The organism is Leptospiraceae bacterium (genome assembly GCA_016708435.1).
Lineage (GTDB): Bacteria > Spirochaetota > Leptospiria > Leptospirales > Leptospiraceae > UBA2033.
Window position 1 is genome coordinate 337811 of record JADJFV010000004.1, and the last position, 19335, is coordinate 357145.

A 19335-nucleotide genomic window follows, 5' to 3' on the forward strand; every position below is an offset into this window, starting at 1 on the left:
GGAGTTCCTCACTTCATTGACCAGATTTCTTCCGGGCTAGGATATTTTACAGACATTTTATGTTTCTCTAAAATTTTTCCTGCAAGTAGTTGTAATGATAAAACATCTGCACAACAATAATGAATTAGTAAATCTAAAGCTTTTTGATTATGATAATTCTTCCATTCCATCCAGAGAAGAATTGCATCCATTCCATTGATCCCAACTAAATCGGGAGGTCTTCGAATTCCAATTGATTTTTCAATTTCTTTTAGTCCGCCTTTATAACCTACATGATAGGCTAACCAGCGTAAGTCGATATGAGCACAGGGAATTTTAGGGATATGAAAATAGTTTTGAATCATAGGAACATCGAAAGAGGTTCCGTTAAAAGAGACTAGGAGTTTTATATCATCTAGCAATTCAAGAAATGCTTCCAGATTATCTCCATTTAGAAATTTATAAATTCTACCTTTGTGATAACATACGATTAATGTGATATTGTCTCCGTATGGTTCTCCATTAGTCTCAATGTCAAAGTAACTTGCTTCTTCGAAGTATTCTGCAAGAAGAGTCCATTTCTCTGTCGGGTGTAATTTCTCTGCAAAGTATTTCAGATTCTTGTTTTCATAATTCTCTCTAGAAATAGAAAGCTCGACTAGTAATTTAGTTTTCATTTTATCGGAGAAGGGAAGCAAATTAGGATTATCCGATACACTATCCCAGTCTTTTAGCCCAATAGAATGAAGTCTTTCTACATTCTTTCTACCTATTCCTGTAAAATGAAGAAACGTCGTATTTATCATGCGGATAACATTATTGTTCCACGCAGAGTAGATGTTGAGGTAAATCACAAGTTGGACTAGTGCTCGCATCTCTGATTGCGTCATTATAACTGAGTGAATTGCTTTGACCAATTCGACCCGTGTTTGCATTTGAACTGCTTGTCCAAAGATTGCAGTCTGTTGTAGAATGTCCCCAGATAGTTCCATTACTGAACCCAGTCCAGTATTGTATTGCTGCACCTGCATCGAATGAATTTGGCATATTCCAATTTGTAAAAATTCCAGCAGAATTGGTTGTGAATAAAGTTGCACTGTCAACTGCTCGCACATAATCAGTATTTGCCATCATAATCCAATTCACATTCTCTGCAGGATTTGTGCAATCTGAATTCGTATTACATGCATCCCGATTTGCTCCATCGTTTATCATCGCTTTATAGGTTCCAGAACTAGGCTTGTTCGAATCCGCATTACAAAGATTATCCGCACCTAACGGTCCATTGGCAGCAGAACCCAATGTCTTCAAATCTCCAGTATAAGCTGCACTTGTTATAAATATCTTATACTTTCTAACTAATACAGAAATACTTATAGTGACTGTCGCAGTTCCGCTTGTCATAGTAGGATTAATGGTATAATTCGCAGCGGCTGTAACTGTATTGGGTGTCCCTGATATTTCACAAGCGGCTGATAGTGTTAATCCGCTCGGAAGAGGTGGGCTAGAGGAGCAAGAAGTAATTGTGCCAGATACCGTTGGAGTTATTGTAGTAATAGAAACAGTGGATGTAAAGGAATACGGACTTCCTAGATAGGTAATGGATGGAGTTGTTTGAGTGACGGTAGTAGTCGGAGTAGTCGATGTTGTTGTTGGAGTAGCCGTAACAGTTGTTGCAGACGAAGAATTGTTGTTCACAATGCTAATAAAGCCTAAAAGTTTAGGCTTTGCCTTTCCCGTGCAACTTATTAAGGAAAACGATACATGCTCGGTCAATAAAAAAACGATGAGGATTTTCATAGTTAGCCTCCTAGAAATTATAATTTCCATTCTTCTCTCCTCCACTTACTATTGAAAAAAGATGTATCTTCATTCCATAAAGCAAAGAAACTTTATTTAGGGCAACTTTTAATTATTTCTTATTAACGCCAATGACTCGTTCAAAAATATAATCAGTATAATCAGGAAAGCACTTGGTAGACATATGACTTGCATCTGTAAAAAAATCGCAAGTGTAATCTTTGTCTTCGTTCATATTAAAAAGATGTGTTCCAAATTCTGTGTGTGCTGCGTTTAGCTTCGTATACCAAATGGAGTAAGCCGTAATTGGTTGTTCTTTTATTGGTAAAACAGCATTTCTAGTTTGGATGTATTGAAAATATGGTCGAGCTACTCGCACCCAGATTGCAGAGTGGCTAACGCCTAATTCTTTTAGAATTCTAAAATTGTCTTTTTGGAATGCGAGCATATTCTCATTGAATGTGAAAGGATCTATATAGGAATGAAAATCTCCTTCGGAATATTTTAATACTAACTCTTTACTAGAAGTAGCGTTAGCCGATATATCTGAAGAAGCACTTCCTCTTTCTTCTTTTAGTTTACCTGCAATTTGAATTCGCCATTGACGATAATGCTTAGCAATTTCCGAATTGTTTCTTAATCTTTGTAGGATTGTATCTAGCTTCGGTCTGTATTGATATGTCTTAAATAAACGCTTGGCAATGAAGTTTGTGATTTCTTTTGAGGTGTATCTAGAACGATATTTTAAAATGAAAGGGAAATCCAGTCCATTGACAAGCACCTCATCAATCTTAATGCGGGCTGTAAAGTTAAATGCTTCTACTGAATTATCAACCAAAATAAAGTCTGGTTTGACATTATCCGCTTTGAATTGCTCTAACCAAAAAGTAAAATAATCAGGCGTTCCTCCTGGAACAGAAAAATTAAATAAAATCCAATCGGGATAATGCTCTTCAATGTATTTGTTATCAAAGAGAAGGGCGCGTGAATTTCCAAAGTATACGAATACTTTTTTTCGATCTGGCTTTTGCAAATATTCCTTCAACTCTTGGAATAAAACGGGCTTGTGAAAGTAATTGATCTCGGAGACTGTCTTTGTGAAATACGTTTGTATTTTTTCAAGCATGAGGATTCTATCAACTGCAAGTGCAATTAAAAAAATCAAAACAGGAATGAGTAAAAATTTATTTTTTAACATAATCTAGAACGTAGTATAAATAAAACTATCTCCATCATGAGAAAGTGTAGTTAGTAAGAATATCGTAATCACTCCTAAGAGTAAAACGAGTTGGAGATTGTATTTCTTGAATCGATCGAGTGCCTCTGGCTTGTATTGAACAAAGTGAAAGAACAAGAACGCCAAATACATATAAGCCACACTCTCGTAACTCTTAACCGTATTGAGTAAAAAAGCTGGTTCGCTTTGCACCAAGTCCATTCCTGAAACAATCCATTCGCTACCGTTTACTGCCAGTATACCTCTTAAATAATTTTCTGAATTGGTGAATAGACCAGCAAATAAATCAACCATGGACTGAGTATTGTTGGAGCGAAACATGAGTCCACTAATTGAGAATAATACATAGATAATCATTGCTTTGAAAAGCTTTAGAGGAAAACTTTTTTGAGGAGTAAGCGGCAAACCTTTCTTTTCCTCTAAATATCTTTCTACGCAAAGGATTGATCCCCAATAGAAACCCCAAACCACAAATGTATAATCAGCACCATGCCAAAATCCTCCCAGTGTCATGGTAATGATTAGATTTAGGTAAGTTCTCATTTCACCCGCTCTACTTCCACCGAGCGGAAAATAGATATACTCCATTAACCAAAAAGAAAGAGTCACATGCCATTTCTTCCAAAGCTCTCTTCCACTCGTAGAGAAAAAAGGTGCATAGAAGTTTTCAGGAATTTGAAAACCTAGAAAATAGGCAACAGAGCGAGCCATATCTGTCAGTCCCGAAAAATCTGCGTAGACTTGAATGGTGTATAAAATTCCGCCCATGAAAAGAGAAAAGGCAGTGTATTCATTTGGATTTGCAAAGACTGGATTTATAATTGTAGCCACTGGATCTGCTAAGAGGATTTTCTTGATTAGCCCCGACATCATAAGAAAGCAAGCTTTATAGACATCATCTTTCTGTGGAACTTCCCTTTCAAGATTAGGAAAGAAATCTTTCTTTCGCATAATCGGACCTGCAATCAAAACAGGAAAGAATAATACAAAGAGTAAATACTTTTTGAAACTTAAAAGTTCTTCGTCTGCGGTATTGCGGTAAGTATCAACAGCGCAGGCAATCATTTGAAAGGAATAAAAACTAATCGCGAGTGGAAGAGTGATGTGAATCCATCTTCCTTCAGATGCATCTTTAAAGAAAAGGCTACCTGTTATATCGCTTAACGCACCTGTAAAAAAGTAAAAGTATTTAAAAAAACCAAGATTGAGTAAATTGAATATAACTGCAAGTTTGACGAATAGGCTTTTGTTTCCGTTGTAGATTTGGTAATAGAAAAAATAATTTATACTGATTACAATTAAGAAGTGAAGTAGGAAGAGTGGCGAATAATAGAAATAAAACGCTGCACCAGCTAAGATGAGAAAATCATATTTTAGTTTTTTACCAATATTCCAGTAAATAAAATAGACAGCAGTAAAAAAAAGGAAAAAAGGAATCGTGTTAAATAACATAGGCTTTCTTTAAATCTTCAAAAGAGAAATCAATCGGTTCATTACATCTTCTTTTACTTTCTTGAGCCCGCCGCGAATCATCGCCCCGCTTGCATTCTTGTGTCCGCCACCGTTAAATTCTTTTGCCACACTACAAACATCATAGTCCCCCTTAGAACGAAAACTAATTTTTACAAAATCTTCTTCGCCTTCTGTAAAAGCGACAGAGACGTAAATTTCGCTCGGACCTAAGAGTTCACTCGTAATTCCTTCGAGTGGATTAGAGTTAAAATTATATTTACCTAGCATGGACTTTGTGATTTCGATTGTTACTAGATGATATGCCTGGTGAATTTCGATACTCGAATAAATGTCTTTCTTTAATAGCAAAACAGAAATTGGAAAATCTTCATACATCTTACGAAGCAAATCTTCAATTGGAAAATTGTATTGGACTAACTTTGCTGCGATCTCATGTGTTCGCGGACGAGTTTTACTGTATTTGAATTGCCCTGTATCCATAACAATTCCCAGATACAATGCGATTGCTGTGTTATAATCCAATGAAATTCCGGCAAGCTCTATGATCTCGTAAATGATTTCAGAAGTAGAGCCAATTTCCGGAAAAGAAAAAAGACCAGGAAATGGGTCGATATTATCGTGATGATCTACTAGAATTAAATTGGATTTGTCTGGCTTTAGAAATTGATTCACATCTCCTATTCGAGGTAAATCTGAGTTATCCACTACTACGACAGTTTTGTCGAATGTGAAATTTTGTAGAATGTTAGGATCAATATTTCTAACTTTAAATTGTGGATCTATAAATCTATATTTCTCCGGCATCTTATCCGGATTGAGTATGGAATGTTTTTTTTCGAGTTTAGACAATAGATAAGACAAACCAAGCTCCGAGCCAATTCCGTCAGGATCGCAACTCTTATGCGTTGTTAGGATAAAATCATTTCCTGTTTTAAAAACGTTTAAGAGTTTTTCAAAGTCTTCTCTTCTATCTATTTGTTTTTGCTAGCCAAGCTAATTCTCTCTTTATCTTTTTTAAATAATTCTTGCCAGTATTCTAATTCTGAACCGGAGAGTTTTACATCTGTCGGCTTATCTTCCTTATCCACTGGAGCAAATAAAAACCTATCTACCCATTTTGCAAAGTCTTCTGATTTTTGACTCTTACAGCTAAAGCGTTTGCAATAAAATAAAATATCATTATCAGAAGTAACTACATATAAGTTTGACGGGTTAGGGTCTCGTTTTATATATTCTTTTATCAAAAAATCAGCGGTGACATCATGACTAAAGTAGATTTTGATTCCACCATATTCATCGTGACGCACTTCACTTCCCAAATCTTTTTTGCCATCAAAGAATACATGCATAACCGTGTTACCGCGTTTTACTTTGTATTGATTCAATATTTTCAGCAAACCTTCTCTGGCAAGATTTAATTTGCTTTCATACATCAATGCTTCCAATTCTGGAAACTTGTATATCAAATTAAATCCGTCAATCAGAAGAATCATAGATTTATTATTCTAAAATTCATTCCTAAAATGGCAAGCCCTAATTCAAGTTAATTTGCGCTAAGAAAAAAATTAAAAAAATGCCACCGATTAAAGACTAAGGCACCAACAGAAAAAAGATTTACATTTTATTGCTGTTTATCGTCTTTACAAACGTTAGTTTCTGATTTTCACTACTTCAAAAACACATTCGTGTAAGGTCTAAATCCATTCCAGTATTTATCATACGGAAATTCTTCTTGTGTCTCAGTGAATGCATCATAATAACGTTCTACGTAAGGATACCGATAATTCAAATTCTTAAAGAAGTTTTTCATGAAATAGGCTGTTGCAGTTGCATTATGAAGTCCTGCGAATACAACGCCTGGACCTTGGTGCAATTGGTCAATGTATTTTAGGGAATTGACGAAGTCATCGTTTTGAACAGAAGACTCAGACAAGAGGTTACCAGTCATTACCCATACGCCTTTTCGTTTTTCCATGCGCTTAATTTCATTTAGCCCAAGGCTTGCATATTCTAACTTGCGACCTTTGTCTAATCGCAAGTCTTCTTGAGAAATGATAATCCTATTTCCTTTGCCTACACCAGAAACATTTCGTAGTTCATACTTTTCTAAGTCCTGGATCATCTTCCACCACTTTGGCGCATAATTAGAAGTATTCTTTGCTTCTACTTTAAAGCCTGGAACAAAATCCTGCGATGTATCATATACAGGACGGTCAAGGAGTAATTCAGGACTTAGCACATAATAGAAGTAATCCTGCTCTTCTGGTTCAATGACTGCTTTAAAATGATAGGAAGGCAAGTAGATATAGTCGATTTTATTTTTAGCAAATTTTAAAATCTCTTTGTATCTAGCTTCGATGGATTCTTGTTTCACAATAGAAACTCCACCGTCTTTGATTGTATAATAATAATCTAAAATTGCATACTTAATATCTCTGTTATCCGCAAAGCCGAGATCATTTGTTATTTGTCCATCTTTCATCTTTACAATGTAAGATTTAATTCCTAAATCAACGATAGCAGAGAATATTTGCTCTTTAGGAAGTTTTGCTACTAGCTGCCTAGAAATGGATTTGAATTCAGGCAAATCAGAAAATAGAATTTGTCTGGCGAATACTTTATCGTTAATGGATTTATACTTGTCTCTAGCAAAACCAAGATCGGCAAACACCGCGTAGTCTTTCTTTTCTAAAGATTCCAATTGTAAGAAGCTAATAAAGTCATCTAACTCTCTTGCGTTAAATAAATCCAATTTCTCTTTTTTCTTAGAGTTAATTAATTGGTTAAGGGTTGCGAGATATTCTGTGGGCTTCTGTGTTTCGCATAATTCATAGTATTTGAACCATTCTTTAAATTCTTCCTTCACGAACTCACGCTCGTTAGCCGCAAATTCTATTTCTGGAAATACACGAGAGAGTTTATATTTCACTGTATAAAAAGTCTTGACTAAGCTTTTTTCGGGATAATATTCTTTGAAGTTTTTATCAAAGTCATTGTAGTATTTCTTTGCACTTTCGTAATCACCTCGATGATACAAAGCACCTGCCCATTGTATTTGCATCCAGAGTGCGCGGTTACGGTTCTTTAGCCGGAACTCAGTTTCAATCAGCAAATCAAATTGATTGTTTAACTCTTCCCCTGTTTGCGTCACGATTGATTTTAAAAGTAAGTGAAATAAAAAATCTCTGTCGGATTCTTTTAGTAGATAAAGCGCGGGGCGACCGTCTTTCAAATAGAGTGGACCTAGAGTGGTTGGTTCAAAGTCCGCTTTGTTTTCAATTGAGTCATAGGCATCTAGAAGCCTTGACTGATAACTTTTTCGCGTTGAATCAGACTGTTGAAGAGAAAGCTCTTTTGCTTTTTGGCGATAGGCATCCCAAATACGATTTGTTGCAAAGAAATAAATTTTATCTTCTTGAACGGTAGCCGGATCAATTCCCTGAATAAAGAAAATTTCATACTCTATGTCGGATATCGCATTTTCTGCATATTTGATTTCCTGTTTTGATTCAGCTAGTTTCTTTGCTGTTTCAGCGTGTAATCGTGCTTTGTCCCAAATAAAACCTCTTGAGAAAAGTGTCGCTAGTCGCATATTTTTTAAATACGGGTCTTCTTCTGAGTTGATCGAAATAAATTTTTTGTATTCAGGATCGACTATACTCAAATTACCTGCGCGTAAATTTTTATAGTAATTGACTACGAACTTTTTGTCCTCTGTGGCATTCGGTAAAGTGTTGTATCGGGTTTGGTATTTTTCGCAGTCTACATCAATGGGAGCTTCATAACAACTTAGCAGAAGTTCATAGGTAATTGCCTCTTCCTCTTTTGAATTAATTGCAAAGCGAGTAAGAAGATTTTCATAATGGTTTAAGTAATTGCTTACACTCGGGAATGTCTTTGTTTTTAATTTTGCTAAGTTTAATTCTGATTGAATTAAGAATTCTACATTCTTATCCGGCAAAACAGAATTAGCCTGCAATAGAAATTTCATAGATTGAAGATAATTTCTCTTACGCTCTTCTTTGATCGCAAGTGCAGTGTATTTTTTGAATTCACTTTCAAATATTTTCTGATTATCCGGATACTCGTTGATATACTCACCGACGAGATGTAGTTTCTCTTCCTTAATCAGTCTATTCGCGCTTTTGATATTTGAAATTAAATGGTCCCTAATCTTTGCGTTCTCTGCTGTTGGCTCTAAAAGTATAATCGACTGAACACCGGCAAATTGTAATATGTCGTAGAGAAATCCTGTCTTAATATAATTGTCCATACTCTTTGAATAATTGGTAAGAATTAAAAATGGAATCGTCCATTGGTCTTCTACCACTTCTTTCATACTGATTAAACCGGCCTTCTTCTCTCCGATGTATTGCTTTCTATTTGTAAAATCAGTCGGTCCTTCTAAAATATCTGTATCAGTAAGATAGTTTTTTAATTCATTGGAAAGAATAATTCTAAGGTTTAATTCTTTCGGGTCTTTTTTAGGTTCAACTTTAGGCAATACCAGATTGATTGGATTGAGATCGATACCTGTTTCTTTATTTGATTTTGTTATCGGGTTAACACTTGTTATTCTCTTTAAGCGGGAAAACTCAGTATCCGCTTCTCGTTCCAATTGACTTCTCCTAAATAGATGTCGAATTTCGTAGGAATCATTTAAACTCTTAGTATTATATTCCAATTTTCGAAAGTTTATGTTATACATGAGAGGAGATGGGATAATAACAAGTTTCCTTACATCTGGATAATGAGCTAGGATTCCTTCCAATTCGTTAGAAAGAGTCTTTGTATCTTTCTTATCAGTGAGTTTAAAATCATTGATCTCAGTGTTTCCACCATGTGAAATAATTTGTGTCCCTTCCATTCCAGTCGTATAGTATTCAATAAGTAATTCATCTTTTTTTAGTTTCGGTAAATACTTATTATTCCCTGTATGCCAACTGAGAGCGTCCATACCTTTAGGAAGTAGTTTTGATAAAGTATTTAATTCTTTTATAATATGTTCAAAATTTTTTGCTTTATTATTCACTAAATCCTTTGCATCTTTCCCACTGAGGTTAGCAGTTTCAATTTTGTAGATATATTCTTTGTCTTCCCAAACATGAAGTTGTAAATTATTAACAGTCTGAAATATTTCTTTGTCTTGGAAACGTAATTCATTTATGATGAGTTGTCTAAAAAATACTGCACTATATAATTTCTCTCGATTGACCGGCAACTCGTTGTAATTCTTAAGTTTAATCAAATTTGCTGAGCGTAAAGAGTAAATATAATTGATTGTGATTTCATCAATTTCATACCAAAGTCCAGGACTGGACTTTAATGCATTCTCTGCTCTTTCACTAAATTCTAATGACTTCTTAAAATTTCCTATTCGATAATTATATTCTGCTTCCAGAATATAATAAGTAATCAACTCCCTTTCTAATTGAAATTCATTTGCTAGGTAATAGCTTTCTCGCAAAGTTTTCTCAAACTTATCAACTTCGCCTAATCGCAAGTAAAAGATGGCTGTTAGAATTTTTAGTCTAGTTCTTTCTTTATTGCTAAAGAAGTCTTTTTCTAAACCAATCTCTTCGTCTTTCACATCAGAAGGATTTTTAAAAAGGGAAAGTGCTACGCCAAAATAAGTGAATGCTTTTTCGTATTCTTTTTGAGTTAAATATATTTCTGCCGCATAAAAGTAATTATTCCCTAGAAATGGATCGTAATTATAATAATCAGTATAAAACTTCTCTTTGCAAATATCTTCCTTTCTAATATCCACTGTGTTGTCTTCGAATTTGTAAGTCTTTAAACAAGAAACCATTTCGTCATTTTTGAATTTGTTTAAAAACTTGATATTGGCTTGTAATTCCGTGAGTAATACATCTTTTTTTTCTGCATTTTGCTCGATGTGGGAATAAAGAGAAATATCTGATTTAATATAAGATTGAAATGCAGCTTTTAAATTTCCTTTTTTCTTAAGTTCTTCGTATTCTTCTGTATAGATGATAGCGGCTTCGTGATAGTTGCCGCGAGAGAATTCATTTAATCCCAATTCACCGAGTCTATTGTTTAAAATTCTTTCACCAATTAGTGTTCTGTCTAACTTCTTGTCTTTAATAAATTGACTTCTCTCTTCAATTAAATTCGATACTTCATTGAATTCATTCTTATCAGCGCTATTGGTAATTCTCACTCCTTTGGTAATTAAGTTTTCAAAATCGAGTGGAATTTCTCCAGGGAATCTTCCATCCCCCTGTATACGTGCTGAATCAGGTAGTGCATAATTCCAAAACTTTTCACTCAGAGAAAAAGAAAATATTTCAGAAAGCTTTCTTTTCTTGCGATTGTATTCTTTATCCGCTAATTTTAAACTCGCTTCTGATTTTTTGTAGTCGCCTAATTCTTGATAGCAGAATGCGAGTGAGTTGTAGAGGCTAATATCGTTTATGTAGTCGGACTTGCCATTCATAGATACTGCCGTTGAAAAAGAAGTAATCGCATCTCTATACATTTCCAATTCCATTTGAACTAGACCGAGAAGCGCATTTAGAAGAGCGATTTTCTTTTTAACATCCTCTAAGTAAGAATTTAATTCTGGAATATTTTTAGTTCCAATTCTAGCGAGTAATGGAAAGTATTCGTTCTTATAATACAACTCTAATGCATTTTTTAAATAGGGAATGGACTCTCTTGTCTTTCCGTTGTAAACATTGATTCTCGCCAGATTAAAATAATACACGGCGCGCTGCTTATAATTTTCAAAGCGGTTTTTTTCTAAAATATATTTTGATAATTTCTCGACTTCTTCGTATTCTCTGTATGCCTTTGGATAATTGGAGAGGAGAAAATAGTTGTTAGCCATATTCAAATGAATATCGGAAAGTGCTTTTTTGTTATCGTGATTTGGTCCTATGAATTGAAGTATTTGGCTATATAGTTCAATGTTTTCTTCTAAATATTTATAGGGAAAATAACGAGCGTATAACGCTTCATACACTTCTGAATCTGGCTCTCCTTCTGGAAAGGTGACTCCCTTTTTACGGACATCTATATATTGATAAAGCCAGCCTAGAAGTAAATAAGCATCTGTATAATTGGGGTTAGCGTAGATTATCCACTGCAAGTCGTATTCGGCTTGCTTTAATTCTTGCAATACCAGGGCTTTTCTTGAACGGGTTAAAGTTTCTTCGTTTATATGAAAAGACTCTGATTGCACCGCGCGTGATACCATATAATATGCATATCCGTAGATAGTAGCATAATCTAAATTTTCTCTAGCAATCTTTATTCTTTTTTTGAAATAATCCTCTGCTGGTTGAAATGCTTCCTCTTCAAGAGGAGATAAATATTGTAAGTCTCTAAAATCTCCGAAGATACGAAAGTATTTCCATCTAAAAAAATACGCAAGTGATTCGGTGAGCCTACCGCTAACGTCTAACTGCCGTTTGCCGAGTAAGTTAAATTTGTTTAAAATGTTGTTTGAGCTTTTATCCTTTAATTTTTGCGAATGCTTAAATGAATTGTCAATCATCATCTTTTGATAGAATACCGAATAATCGCGATAAGTCTTTCCTATCGGAAGTTTACGCTCTTTCGCGAGTGATAGGAGTAAATTATTATAAATAAAATTTTGAACGGATTTTCTGAGCTTTCCTTTTCTTTCGTATTCTCTTGCACTTGTTTCAAAATAGAAGAAAGAATTTTCCAAATCTTCCTCTGTAATTTCGATCCCCGAAAAATAATCATAGTTCTCGACAAATGCCAATAGCTCTTGGTTTGACTTCTCTTCATCTCCACTGTCTTTGTAGTTGTCTGCTTGTAGTAATTTGCTTTTCAAATATACAAAAGAACCAATTTTAATGGAAGGTAAATAGGAATCAATTATCTTATTGCTTTCTTCAAACTTATCCTGCTCATTTAGAATAAGTGCCCTTGTATATTTCAAAAGACCTGCCAATTCTGGACAAATTGTTTCTAGTTTTTGTTCTTTGAGGTAAGAGTCTATTAACCTTGTTTTACGATCTAGATCATCTTGTCCACCTAGACGCTTGATGATATCATTCATTACAAATTTTTTATCTTCTCTACTAGAATTGGGACTATTTATGATTTCAATAAAGCTTTCTGGAATTTTACTCGCATCCATTTGATATTCATATTTTCCTTCTTTACGCTTAACTTCCATTATCCTGTAAAAGGATGGATAGTTAATCCTTATCTCTTGAAACGTTTTTTCGGCGAGGCTTGTGTCTTTTATTTCTGTATAATAGTCAGCGATTACCATAAGTAAAGAAGGAAGCATTTGTGGGTGAATGTCTTTCTCATTTTTCATTGACTCGTAATAGGTCGTAAGCTCTGGAACAGGGTCTTTATTTTTTATCATTGCCTGTTGCTGGATGGCAAGAGCATAAGATAATCCATTTAATCTATCTCCTTTTGTCTTCGTCATTTCGGCTAATAAAGCTTCGCCTTCTTTGTCTTCGCCATCGTCTAAATAGTCAGCGGCTAATTGCTTGTCTGCGCGAGAACGATAGAGAGGATAAAGAGGATCATCTCCGAAATGTAAATACATGGATTTAAACGCTAATTTAAAGTAATCCATGGAGCGAGATTTGTAAAGCCTAGCTAGATCATATTGCTTTGTAATATTTTCTTGTTTTGGAATTTCACCTTCTTTTGGAATGTAATAAATATTGAGAGCATTTTCAAGCGATGCACTAAATAAAATTGAGCCTCCATTTAAGCTAGAATACTTAGTATCGAATAAGGATAAGTTACCGGCAGTCAGCGCTACTGATTCAGATGTCTGTAAGTCCAAACGAATAATAAAACTATTATCCAATTCATCGAGTCGTTTATTGCAATTTGTATCACGACGAATGGAAGTGTAGTATAGATATTTATTATCAAAGGAGACAGAAGGGCTAAAGTCCATAAATTTATCAAAGGTAAGTCTTTTTTCTACTTTGCTTGCTATATCAATAGAGTATATTTCGCCTAACGGGTCATCTTTAAACGAGAGGAAATAAATCTTACGTCCATCTGGAGAGAAACGCGGAGTAGCTCCTCCACCCTGAGTAATTTGTGTAATTGTGTTTTTATTTTTTGTATCAATAATTCCTATGTTCGGAAACTTTCCACCAAATCGTTTTGTGGTAAATGCAATGTATCTTCCATCTGGGGACCAATCAGGATCACTATCCATTACTCGTTCAATCTTAGAAGCATTTTCAAAATTGGGGTTTGTAATTACATCTTGTTTATAGTTTTCGATTGTATACGTTCCGCTCAGAAGGGATTTTACCATCTCGTCAGGATTAACTTGGATGACCATGATGTCGCCCTCGGAATCATATCGCTCGGAAACAAAGGCAAGTCGTTTCCCATCGGGGCTAATAGCCGGTTTATACTGTGGTGCTGGATGGCTTGTTACAGGCAATACGGCAGAACTTTGTAGGTCTCTCAAATATAAGTCAAAGTTTCCAGAAGAGTCACTTGCGAAGAACAAGTATTTGCCGTCAGGTGTTACTCGAATTGTAAATATTGTTTCCCCTTCGCACCGTTAGCGGAAACGGCTTTTCATTGTTAGGCGTGAAATGTGCTTTGCTGATATTTGTATACTGAAATTCATTCTGCTTCACCTCGGAAGTGCGATAGGTCAAGAGAGAACATTGACAAACAAGAAAGAAGAGGTTTTACTGTCATTTCGCGAGCTTTGGCTACACGGATATAATCACTGTGAAAATGATTGAGAAATCTATTTTTCTTAGAACAAATAAATTAGCTTTGTCGTTTTTTTGCAAAATAGACCTCTCACCATTTATTTTCAGAGATTTAATCCAACGCAATAGATGGTTCGAGGTGACTGTTATCATATTCTTTAAAATATCAAAAATAACATCGGTGCTCATCGGTGTCCACACGTTCGACGGGCTCAGTGCAAGTCCGTGGTAATCTTTTTCCATTACTCTTTGCGTCCCCATTTGCCGCGTTTGGCTTCGTAGTATTCGCCGTCTTCAACGGTTTGAAAATACGTAAGTAGGAGAGCGTCCTTTTTCTTGATTAGTTCTTGTTCCTTCAGATTTGCACTGGATAATCGTTGTAATTTATTTTCGTAGATAATTTTCCTAGATTCATTGACTAATTTTAATAGCTCTTCAATTTTAGATTTATTTTCTGGAAATTCCTTTTTAAATCTAGATTCATTAACCAATGGGTTAATCTTGATTTGCCCATCTAATGCTTCTCCGATGAAATCTTTCTTTTTGAAATTTCTTACATCTTTTGAAAGGTATGCTATTCTTTTTAAAGCAGTATAAGTTGCCTCGTCTAATTCACCTTCTGGAATTTCTTTGTCTAATATTTCTTTTTCCCAGATGTCCGAGCCGGAAGCTGATGTGCGGATAGACGATATTATCCACCCATCTTTCTCTAAGTCTTTTCCTTCTCCGATCATCTGTCTCTCTGCGGCAGTTTGGGATTGGGTGAATGTAATAGCTGGTGGTCTAAGTGTAGTGCAATTGGAACTGAGTAACAATATTGCCACAGAGCCACAGAGGCACAGAGTTTGACTTCTCTGCATTATGCGCTGAAAAATCTGTGCTTTTACAAAGTCCCGTAAAGTGAATCTAAATATTTGTATTTGCTTCCATGCTATTTTTATCTTTCTTTTATCCATGTTCATCTGTATTCATCCGTGCTAATCAGTAAGAATCAGTTATTATCATTTGTAGGTAGATAATTCCGTTTCTGTCCGCTTTAAAAAACTGGCAAGCGGAATTCTTTCTTGTGAAATCATATCCTTCTCAACGTTAAACACCAGAGTGTTAAACACTGATTTTTGAAATTTGATTACTGCGTAGACTAGACCCTTAGTAAGCTCGACTTCAATTTTATCAACGCGGTAACTATTAATAATCCGATCAGTCATCCAATTCTCGGACTTACAATTCGAATTGCGCTCTTACCAAAATCTTCTCCAATGTAAAAGGTGCTAAAAAAAAGATCTAAATTTTCAATTGGGTCATTTAGATTTTTTCCAGAAACATTCAAATCTAGTTTTATTTTTCCATCATCAATTTTCTTTTGCATTTCTTTGGGTAAAAGCTCTCCTAAGTCAATGTCTCTAATCTGTAGCACTGCAGTATACTCAATCTTAGACGGATCACCATTTCCGATGTTAAATAAAATATCCTTTCCATAAATAAATCCATTCATCGAACTAATTTTCATATTGTCAATTGTCAAATAATTTTCGATATAATCTATTCGTGCCACAAAACCAGGATTATCCGCAATAGGTTTTACAAAATCAAGTTTTGCATTTTCTAAAGAAGGATGAGTTCCTGTAATGGACTGAATAGATAGATTTGGTAGTGCATCCTGTCCATAGGTCTTTACGAAATTAGTTTTATTTCCATTCAAAAGATCTTCTGTTGTCTTGTCGTTGATGTCATGCAAGAAGGGGATATTCATCTTTAGCCCGTTGACTTCATACACCTGACAACCTTTTCCGGGGCAGGTGCTTGTCTTGTAGACAATAGAAGAATCATTCGAGCGTAGCGCACCTTTGATTAGATTGTCTTTTACATTGATGTCAATATCCAGGTCTCCCTTAAAAGACATTCCTTTTAGCACATAACGGAAAATATCCGATTCTAGGGTTAAATTTCCGTTTAACTCTCCAGCATATTCACCAAGAGGAGGACTTGCAGTGCGCGGCTTATAAAAATTACCCTTAAAGAGTCCTTTGAATTTATTCTGAAAAGCAGAGAGAGTAATATTGTCTATAGTAAGAGTTTCCTTTTCGTCTTTTGCAATTTCGACTATGCTCGCAATACTTAGGTCAGTCAGTTCTAGTGCCGGCAAACTTGCATTTAACCCAATATCAATTCTTTTCTTGGATTTGTCTTCTTTGTAGTTAGCGTTTCCATTTAGAGTCAATAGATTTCCTAGACTATTTCGAAGTCCCGCAATTGTTCCGCGAAGAGCAACAGGCACTGTAGGAATTAGGTGAGTGACGTTAGCGTTTACTTTCAATTTGTCGAGCTTGGCGATTGTGCCTTTTGTCATATCCAAATCTAGAACAGAATCAATACTTGCTGCGATTTCTTTGTTTTCATTTTTAACCGTTAGTGTCAGTGGTTCTACTTTTAGTGTTTCGATTTGAAATCCGCCATCGAAGTCAACTAACGTCTTTAATTTCAATTCTATTTCGTTGATTCCAGAAAGTCCTCTTCCCAATTTATATCTCAAGCCTCGTAAACCGGCTTTGAGATCAATGTTAAGCAATGCCAGTTTCGTTCCTGTAACCTTGATAAATAAATGGGCTCGTCCCATAACGTCTGGAACAAATTTTTCAATGATAACTTTATCTAAATCTAAATTTACTTCTACTTTTTCTTGCGGAGAGACTTCTCCTTTAATCTTGAGAACGATTCCATTGTATTGTCCTTCTAGGTTGTGAATTTCCAATTTGGTAAGTATGGGCAAAAGGTTATTATGCGAAGATATTTCTTTGGTAAGTAAATTCAAATAAGCTACAACATCTAAGTCGATGATTGGCATATTGTGAATAGCACCAAACAATTCGACAATAATGTTTTTACCATGAATTCCGCTATCTACTTTTAGATTGTCTAGTTTACCATTTACGCTTAAAGGTTTTAAACTAAAAATACCACTCAAGTTCATAGCTGGTATAATGGGAACAGTGTCTGTTATCCGCTCTACCTTATCCAAATCTATCTTGGATTCAGTTACTTCAAAATGAACTTCTGGATTTTCTTTTAATGCATCTAGAATTTCCCCCTTGCCCACTAGGAATTTTTCGCCAGCAAAAGAAATGATTAAATCTTTTAATTCTACCTTATCGGTGTCGGGTGTGTAATTTAGATCATAACCGATTTTAAAATTAAACGGTTGGATATTTCCCGTTTTCATTTTGATTGGGATATGCTCTGAGCCAATGTTTAAGCTAGAACTTAGCATTGGCACATCGCCTGAATTGTTATTATTTAGAAGAAGCGAAAGTTTTAAATCTGTTTGCAGCGAAGCGATATTATCCTTCATCGAGATTTGAATATCATCAGTAGGATTGAGTTGGATATTTAATTCGTCTATGATTGAAATTGCTTTTGTCGAATAAGGTAGAGTAGAAAACCGCTTTGTATTCAACAGAAAGTAAAAACTAAAATTATCAAGGAACGCATAAAAGTATTTTTCCCCTTTCTCGGCTTCTATTTCGATTTTTAAATCATGAATGAAAAAATTCAAATAAGCACTGACTGGAATTGGAAGAGATAGTTCATTTGAACCTTCCGTTTCTTCTTTTTTCTCTTCTTCCTTTATTTCCTCACCGGGAGGAAATAAAGTCTCATAGTTCCACTTTCCATTTTTTTGCCATGCATGTATTTCTGGCTTGGTGAGAGAAATCTCTGTTAGCTTTAATCGACCTGTAAAGAGTAGCGGCAAATTGTAAGCAACCGCTAAGCGTTCTAATTTTAAGATTGGCTTTTTGTCAAAGTCATCTCCCGATGCAATCAGTATATCATTTATGATAATTCCAAAGAAAAGAGAAAAACGTTTTACATCGAGAGAGATAGAGCCGGTAGACGCAGAGGAAAATCCTTTCTTAATTAAAAACTCGCCCGTATACGCATTGAATACGAGCTTGTAGAGAATAATCAGTATTATCAGAAAGCGAACTAGCTTCCTTTTAAAAAAGGATTTCACGAAAAGCATTTACTTCTTCTTTTTAATTCTGTCAATAGGGGCTACTATCAATTTGCTCATCTCGTCAATTCGCTTGATGTAACTTTCCGTTCCTTCTTTTTTAATTTTTGTGTATGCCTGGATTCTTGTGTGAATGTATTTTTCTGTTTGTGGATAGTATTTGATTAGAGTTTGCTTCTCTTCGTCTGAAAATGGACTCGACATAGGGGAGTTCAGCCTGTTAAATGCTGCTCGCAATTTGTTGTCTCTGCTTTGTTCGCATAACAGTAATTTGTCTAATTGTTTATGTAAACATAAAATCCCTTGGAAGCTTGCGATGATGTCTTTGATTGGCTTTTGGAAAATATCTTCGAGTCCTTCTTCTGAGGCTACTGTCTGGTATGTGCCTTCTGATGCGATAGCAATTTTTTTCAATTCTTCTGCTGTCTTATCGTCAACACCAAAGCCGATGACAGAAAGTTTAATAGCAAGTGTTTTGCTATTTAGCATCACTAATTTCTTTGCTTCTTCGACCGGGTCTCCATTGCAACTCTCTCCACCGTCTGTAATTAAGATTAGATTGAACTTCCCTTTTTTGTCCAAAATGGATTCTCTAAATTTTAAAAGAGAATAGGCAAGAGGCGTTCCAAGCTCTGGCTTCATATTGCTTATATGCTCTTTTAGACCTTTGCGATTAAATCTTTGAAATGGAGATTGTAATTCTGTAAAAGACTTACAGCCATTATCCTCTCCTCCTTGTTCTTCGCCTTCTGGTAATTTAGTTCCATAAGAATAAAATCCAAGTCCTGCGGCTGTATTTGGGAATTTTTCGATTAACTTAAGAGAAACTCTTTTGGCAACTTCCATGCGTGTATCATCGCCTAGTTTTTCACCCATACTACCACTTTGATCTAGTATCATGACTAAATACTCATCTCCATAGAATCCACTGCAACCGGCTGGATCACATTCATCTTTTTTGGGATCGAGTCCTGCGTATTTTTCTAGTGCATCGCTGATTCCATCTTTGTCATCATCGGTGAGAATCTCAAGAGACTCACTGAGAAGTGGGACAAATACCAATAAGCCGACAAGTAGAAGACTCAGTAGAACTTTTAAACGAGGGTTATTTAGTTGCATAG

11 protein-coding genes are annotated in these 19335 nt (G+C 35.3%); all 11 read right to left on the bottom strand.

What is annotated here, in order from left to right:
• Positions 1–8: 8 nt before the first annotated feature.
• Positions 9–785 carry a ribonuclease H-like domain-containing protein gene (locus IPH52_09830; GenBank protein MBK7055337.1) on the bottom strand — a complete coding sequence of 259 codons (777 nt, stop codon included), beginning with the start codon at positions 783–785 and terminating at the stop codon, positions 9–11.
• Between the two features lie 10 nt (positions 786–795).
• A complete protein-coding gene (locus IPH52_09835) occupies positions 796–1809 on the bottom strand; it encodes a DUF1554 domain-containing protein (GenBank protein ID MBK7055338.1) in 1014 nt (337 codons plus the stop codon).
• Positions 1810–1891: 82 nt separating this feature from the next.
• Positions 1892–2977 (bottom strand): DUF1574 domain-containing protein, encoded by a 1086-nt coding sequence (locus IPH52_09840; protein MBK7055339.1) that lies wholly within the window; start codon positions 2975–2977, stop codon positions 1892–1894.
• A gap of 3 nt (positions 2978–2980) precedes the next feature.
• Entirely contained in the window at positions 2981–4468 is a 1488-nt protein-coding gene (locus IPH52_09845) for an MBOAT family protein (GenBank protein ID MBK7055340.1), read from the bottom strand.
• Between the two features lie 9 nt (positions 4469–4477).
• Entirely contained in the window at positions 4478–5338 is an 861-nt protein-coding gene (locus IPH52_09850) for a bifunctional oligoribonuclease/PAP phosphatase NrnA (protein MBK7055341.1), read from the bottom strand.
• Between the two features lie 122 nt (positions 5339–5460).
• Positions 5461–5982: an NYN domain-containing protein gene (locus IPH52_09855; GenBank protein ID MBK7055342.1), complete on the bottom strand. Its 522-nt coding sequence runs from the start codon at positions 5980–5982 to the stop codon at positions 5461–5463.
• Between the two features lie 173 nt (positions 5983–6155).
• The gene (locus IPH52_09860; GenBank protein MBK7055343.1) at positions 6156–13946 is read right to left on the bottom strand and encodes a PD40 domain-containing protein; all 7791 of its coding nucleotides are present in this window, start codon (positions 13944–13946) and stop codon (positions 6156–6158) included.
• Positions 13947–14444: 498 nt separating this feature from the next.
• Positions 14445–15026, bottom strand: a complete 582-nt coding sequence (locus tag IPH52_09865) for a DUF1318 domain-containing protein (protein ID MBK7055344.1) — start codon at positions 15024–15026, stop codon at positions 14445–14447.
• A gap of 177 nt (positions 15027–15203) precedes the next feature.
• Positions 15204–15410: a hypothetical protein gene (locus IPH52_09870; GenBank protein MBK7055345.1), complete on the bottom strand. Its 207-nt coding sequence runs from the start codon at positions 15408–15410 to the stop codon at positions 15204–15206.
• On the bottom strand, positions 15407–18214 hold the full coding sequence (locus IPH52_09875; protein ID MBK7055346.1) for a hypothetical protein: 2808 nt from the start codon (positions 18212–18214) through the stop codon (positions 15407–15409). The genes IPH52_09870 and IPH52_09875 overlap by 4 nt, the downstream gene beginning before the upstream one ends.
• A 9-nt stretch (positions 18215–18223) precedes the next feature.
• Positions 18224–19333 carry a VWA domain-containing protein gene (locus tag IPH52_09880; GenBank protein MBK7055347.1) on the bottom strand — a complete coding sequence of 370 codons (1110 nt, stop codon included), beginning with the start codon at positions 19331–19333 and terminating at the stop codon, positions 18224–18226.
• Positions 19334–19335: the final 2 nt, after the last annotated feature.

What these genes read in the sequence shown, in the direction of transcription:
- IPH52_09830 (MBK7055337.1), bottom strand. Translation starts at nt 785, where the DNA reads ATGATAAATACGACGTTTCTTCATTTTACAGGAATAGGTAGAAAGAAT.
- IPH52_09835 (MBK7055338.1), bottom strand. Translation starts at nt 1,809, where the DNA reads ATGGAAATTATAATTTCTAGGAGGCTAACTATGAAAATCCTCATCGTT.
- IPH52_09840 (MBK7055339.1), bottom strand. Translation starts at nt 2,977, where the DNA reads ATGTTAAAAAATAAATTTTTACTCATTCCTGTTTTGATTTTTTTAATT.
- IPH52_09845 (MBK7055340.1), bottom strand. Translation starts at nt 4,468, where the DNA reads ATGTTATTTAACACGATTCCTTTTTTCCTTTTTTTTACTGCTGTCTAT.
- IPH52_09855 (MBK7055342.1), bottom strand. Translation starts at nt 5,982, where the DNA reads ATGATTCTTCTGATTGACGGATTTAATTTGATATACAAGTTTCCAGAA.
- IPH52_09870 (MBK7055345.1), bottom strand. Translation starts at nt 15,410, where the DNA reads ATGACTGATCGGATTATTAATAGTTACCGCGTTGATAAAATTGAAGTC.
- IPH52_09880 (MBK7055347.1), bottom strand. Translation starts at nt 19,333, where the DNA reads ATGCAACTAAATAACCCTCGTTTAAAAGTTCTACTGAGTCTTCTACTT.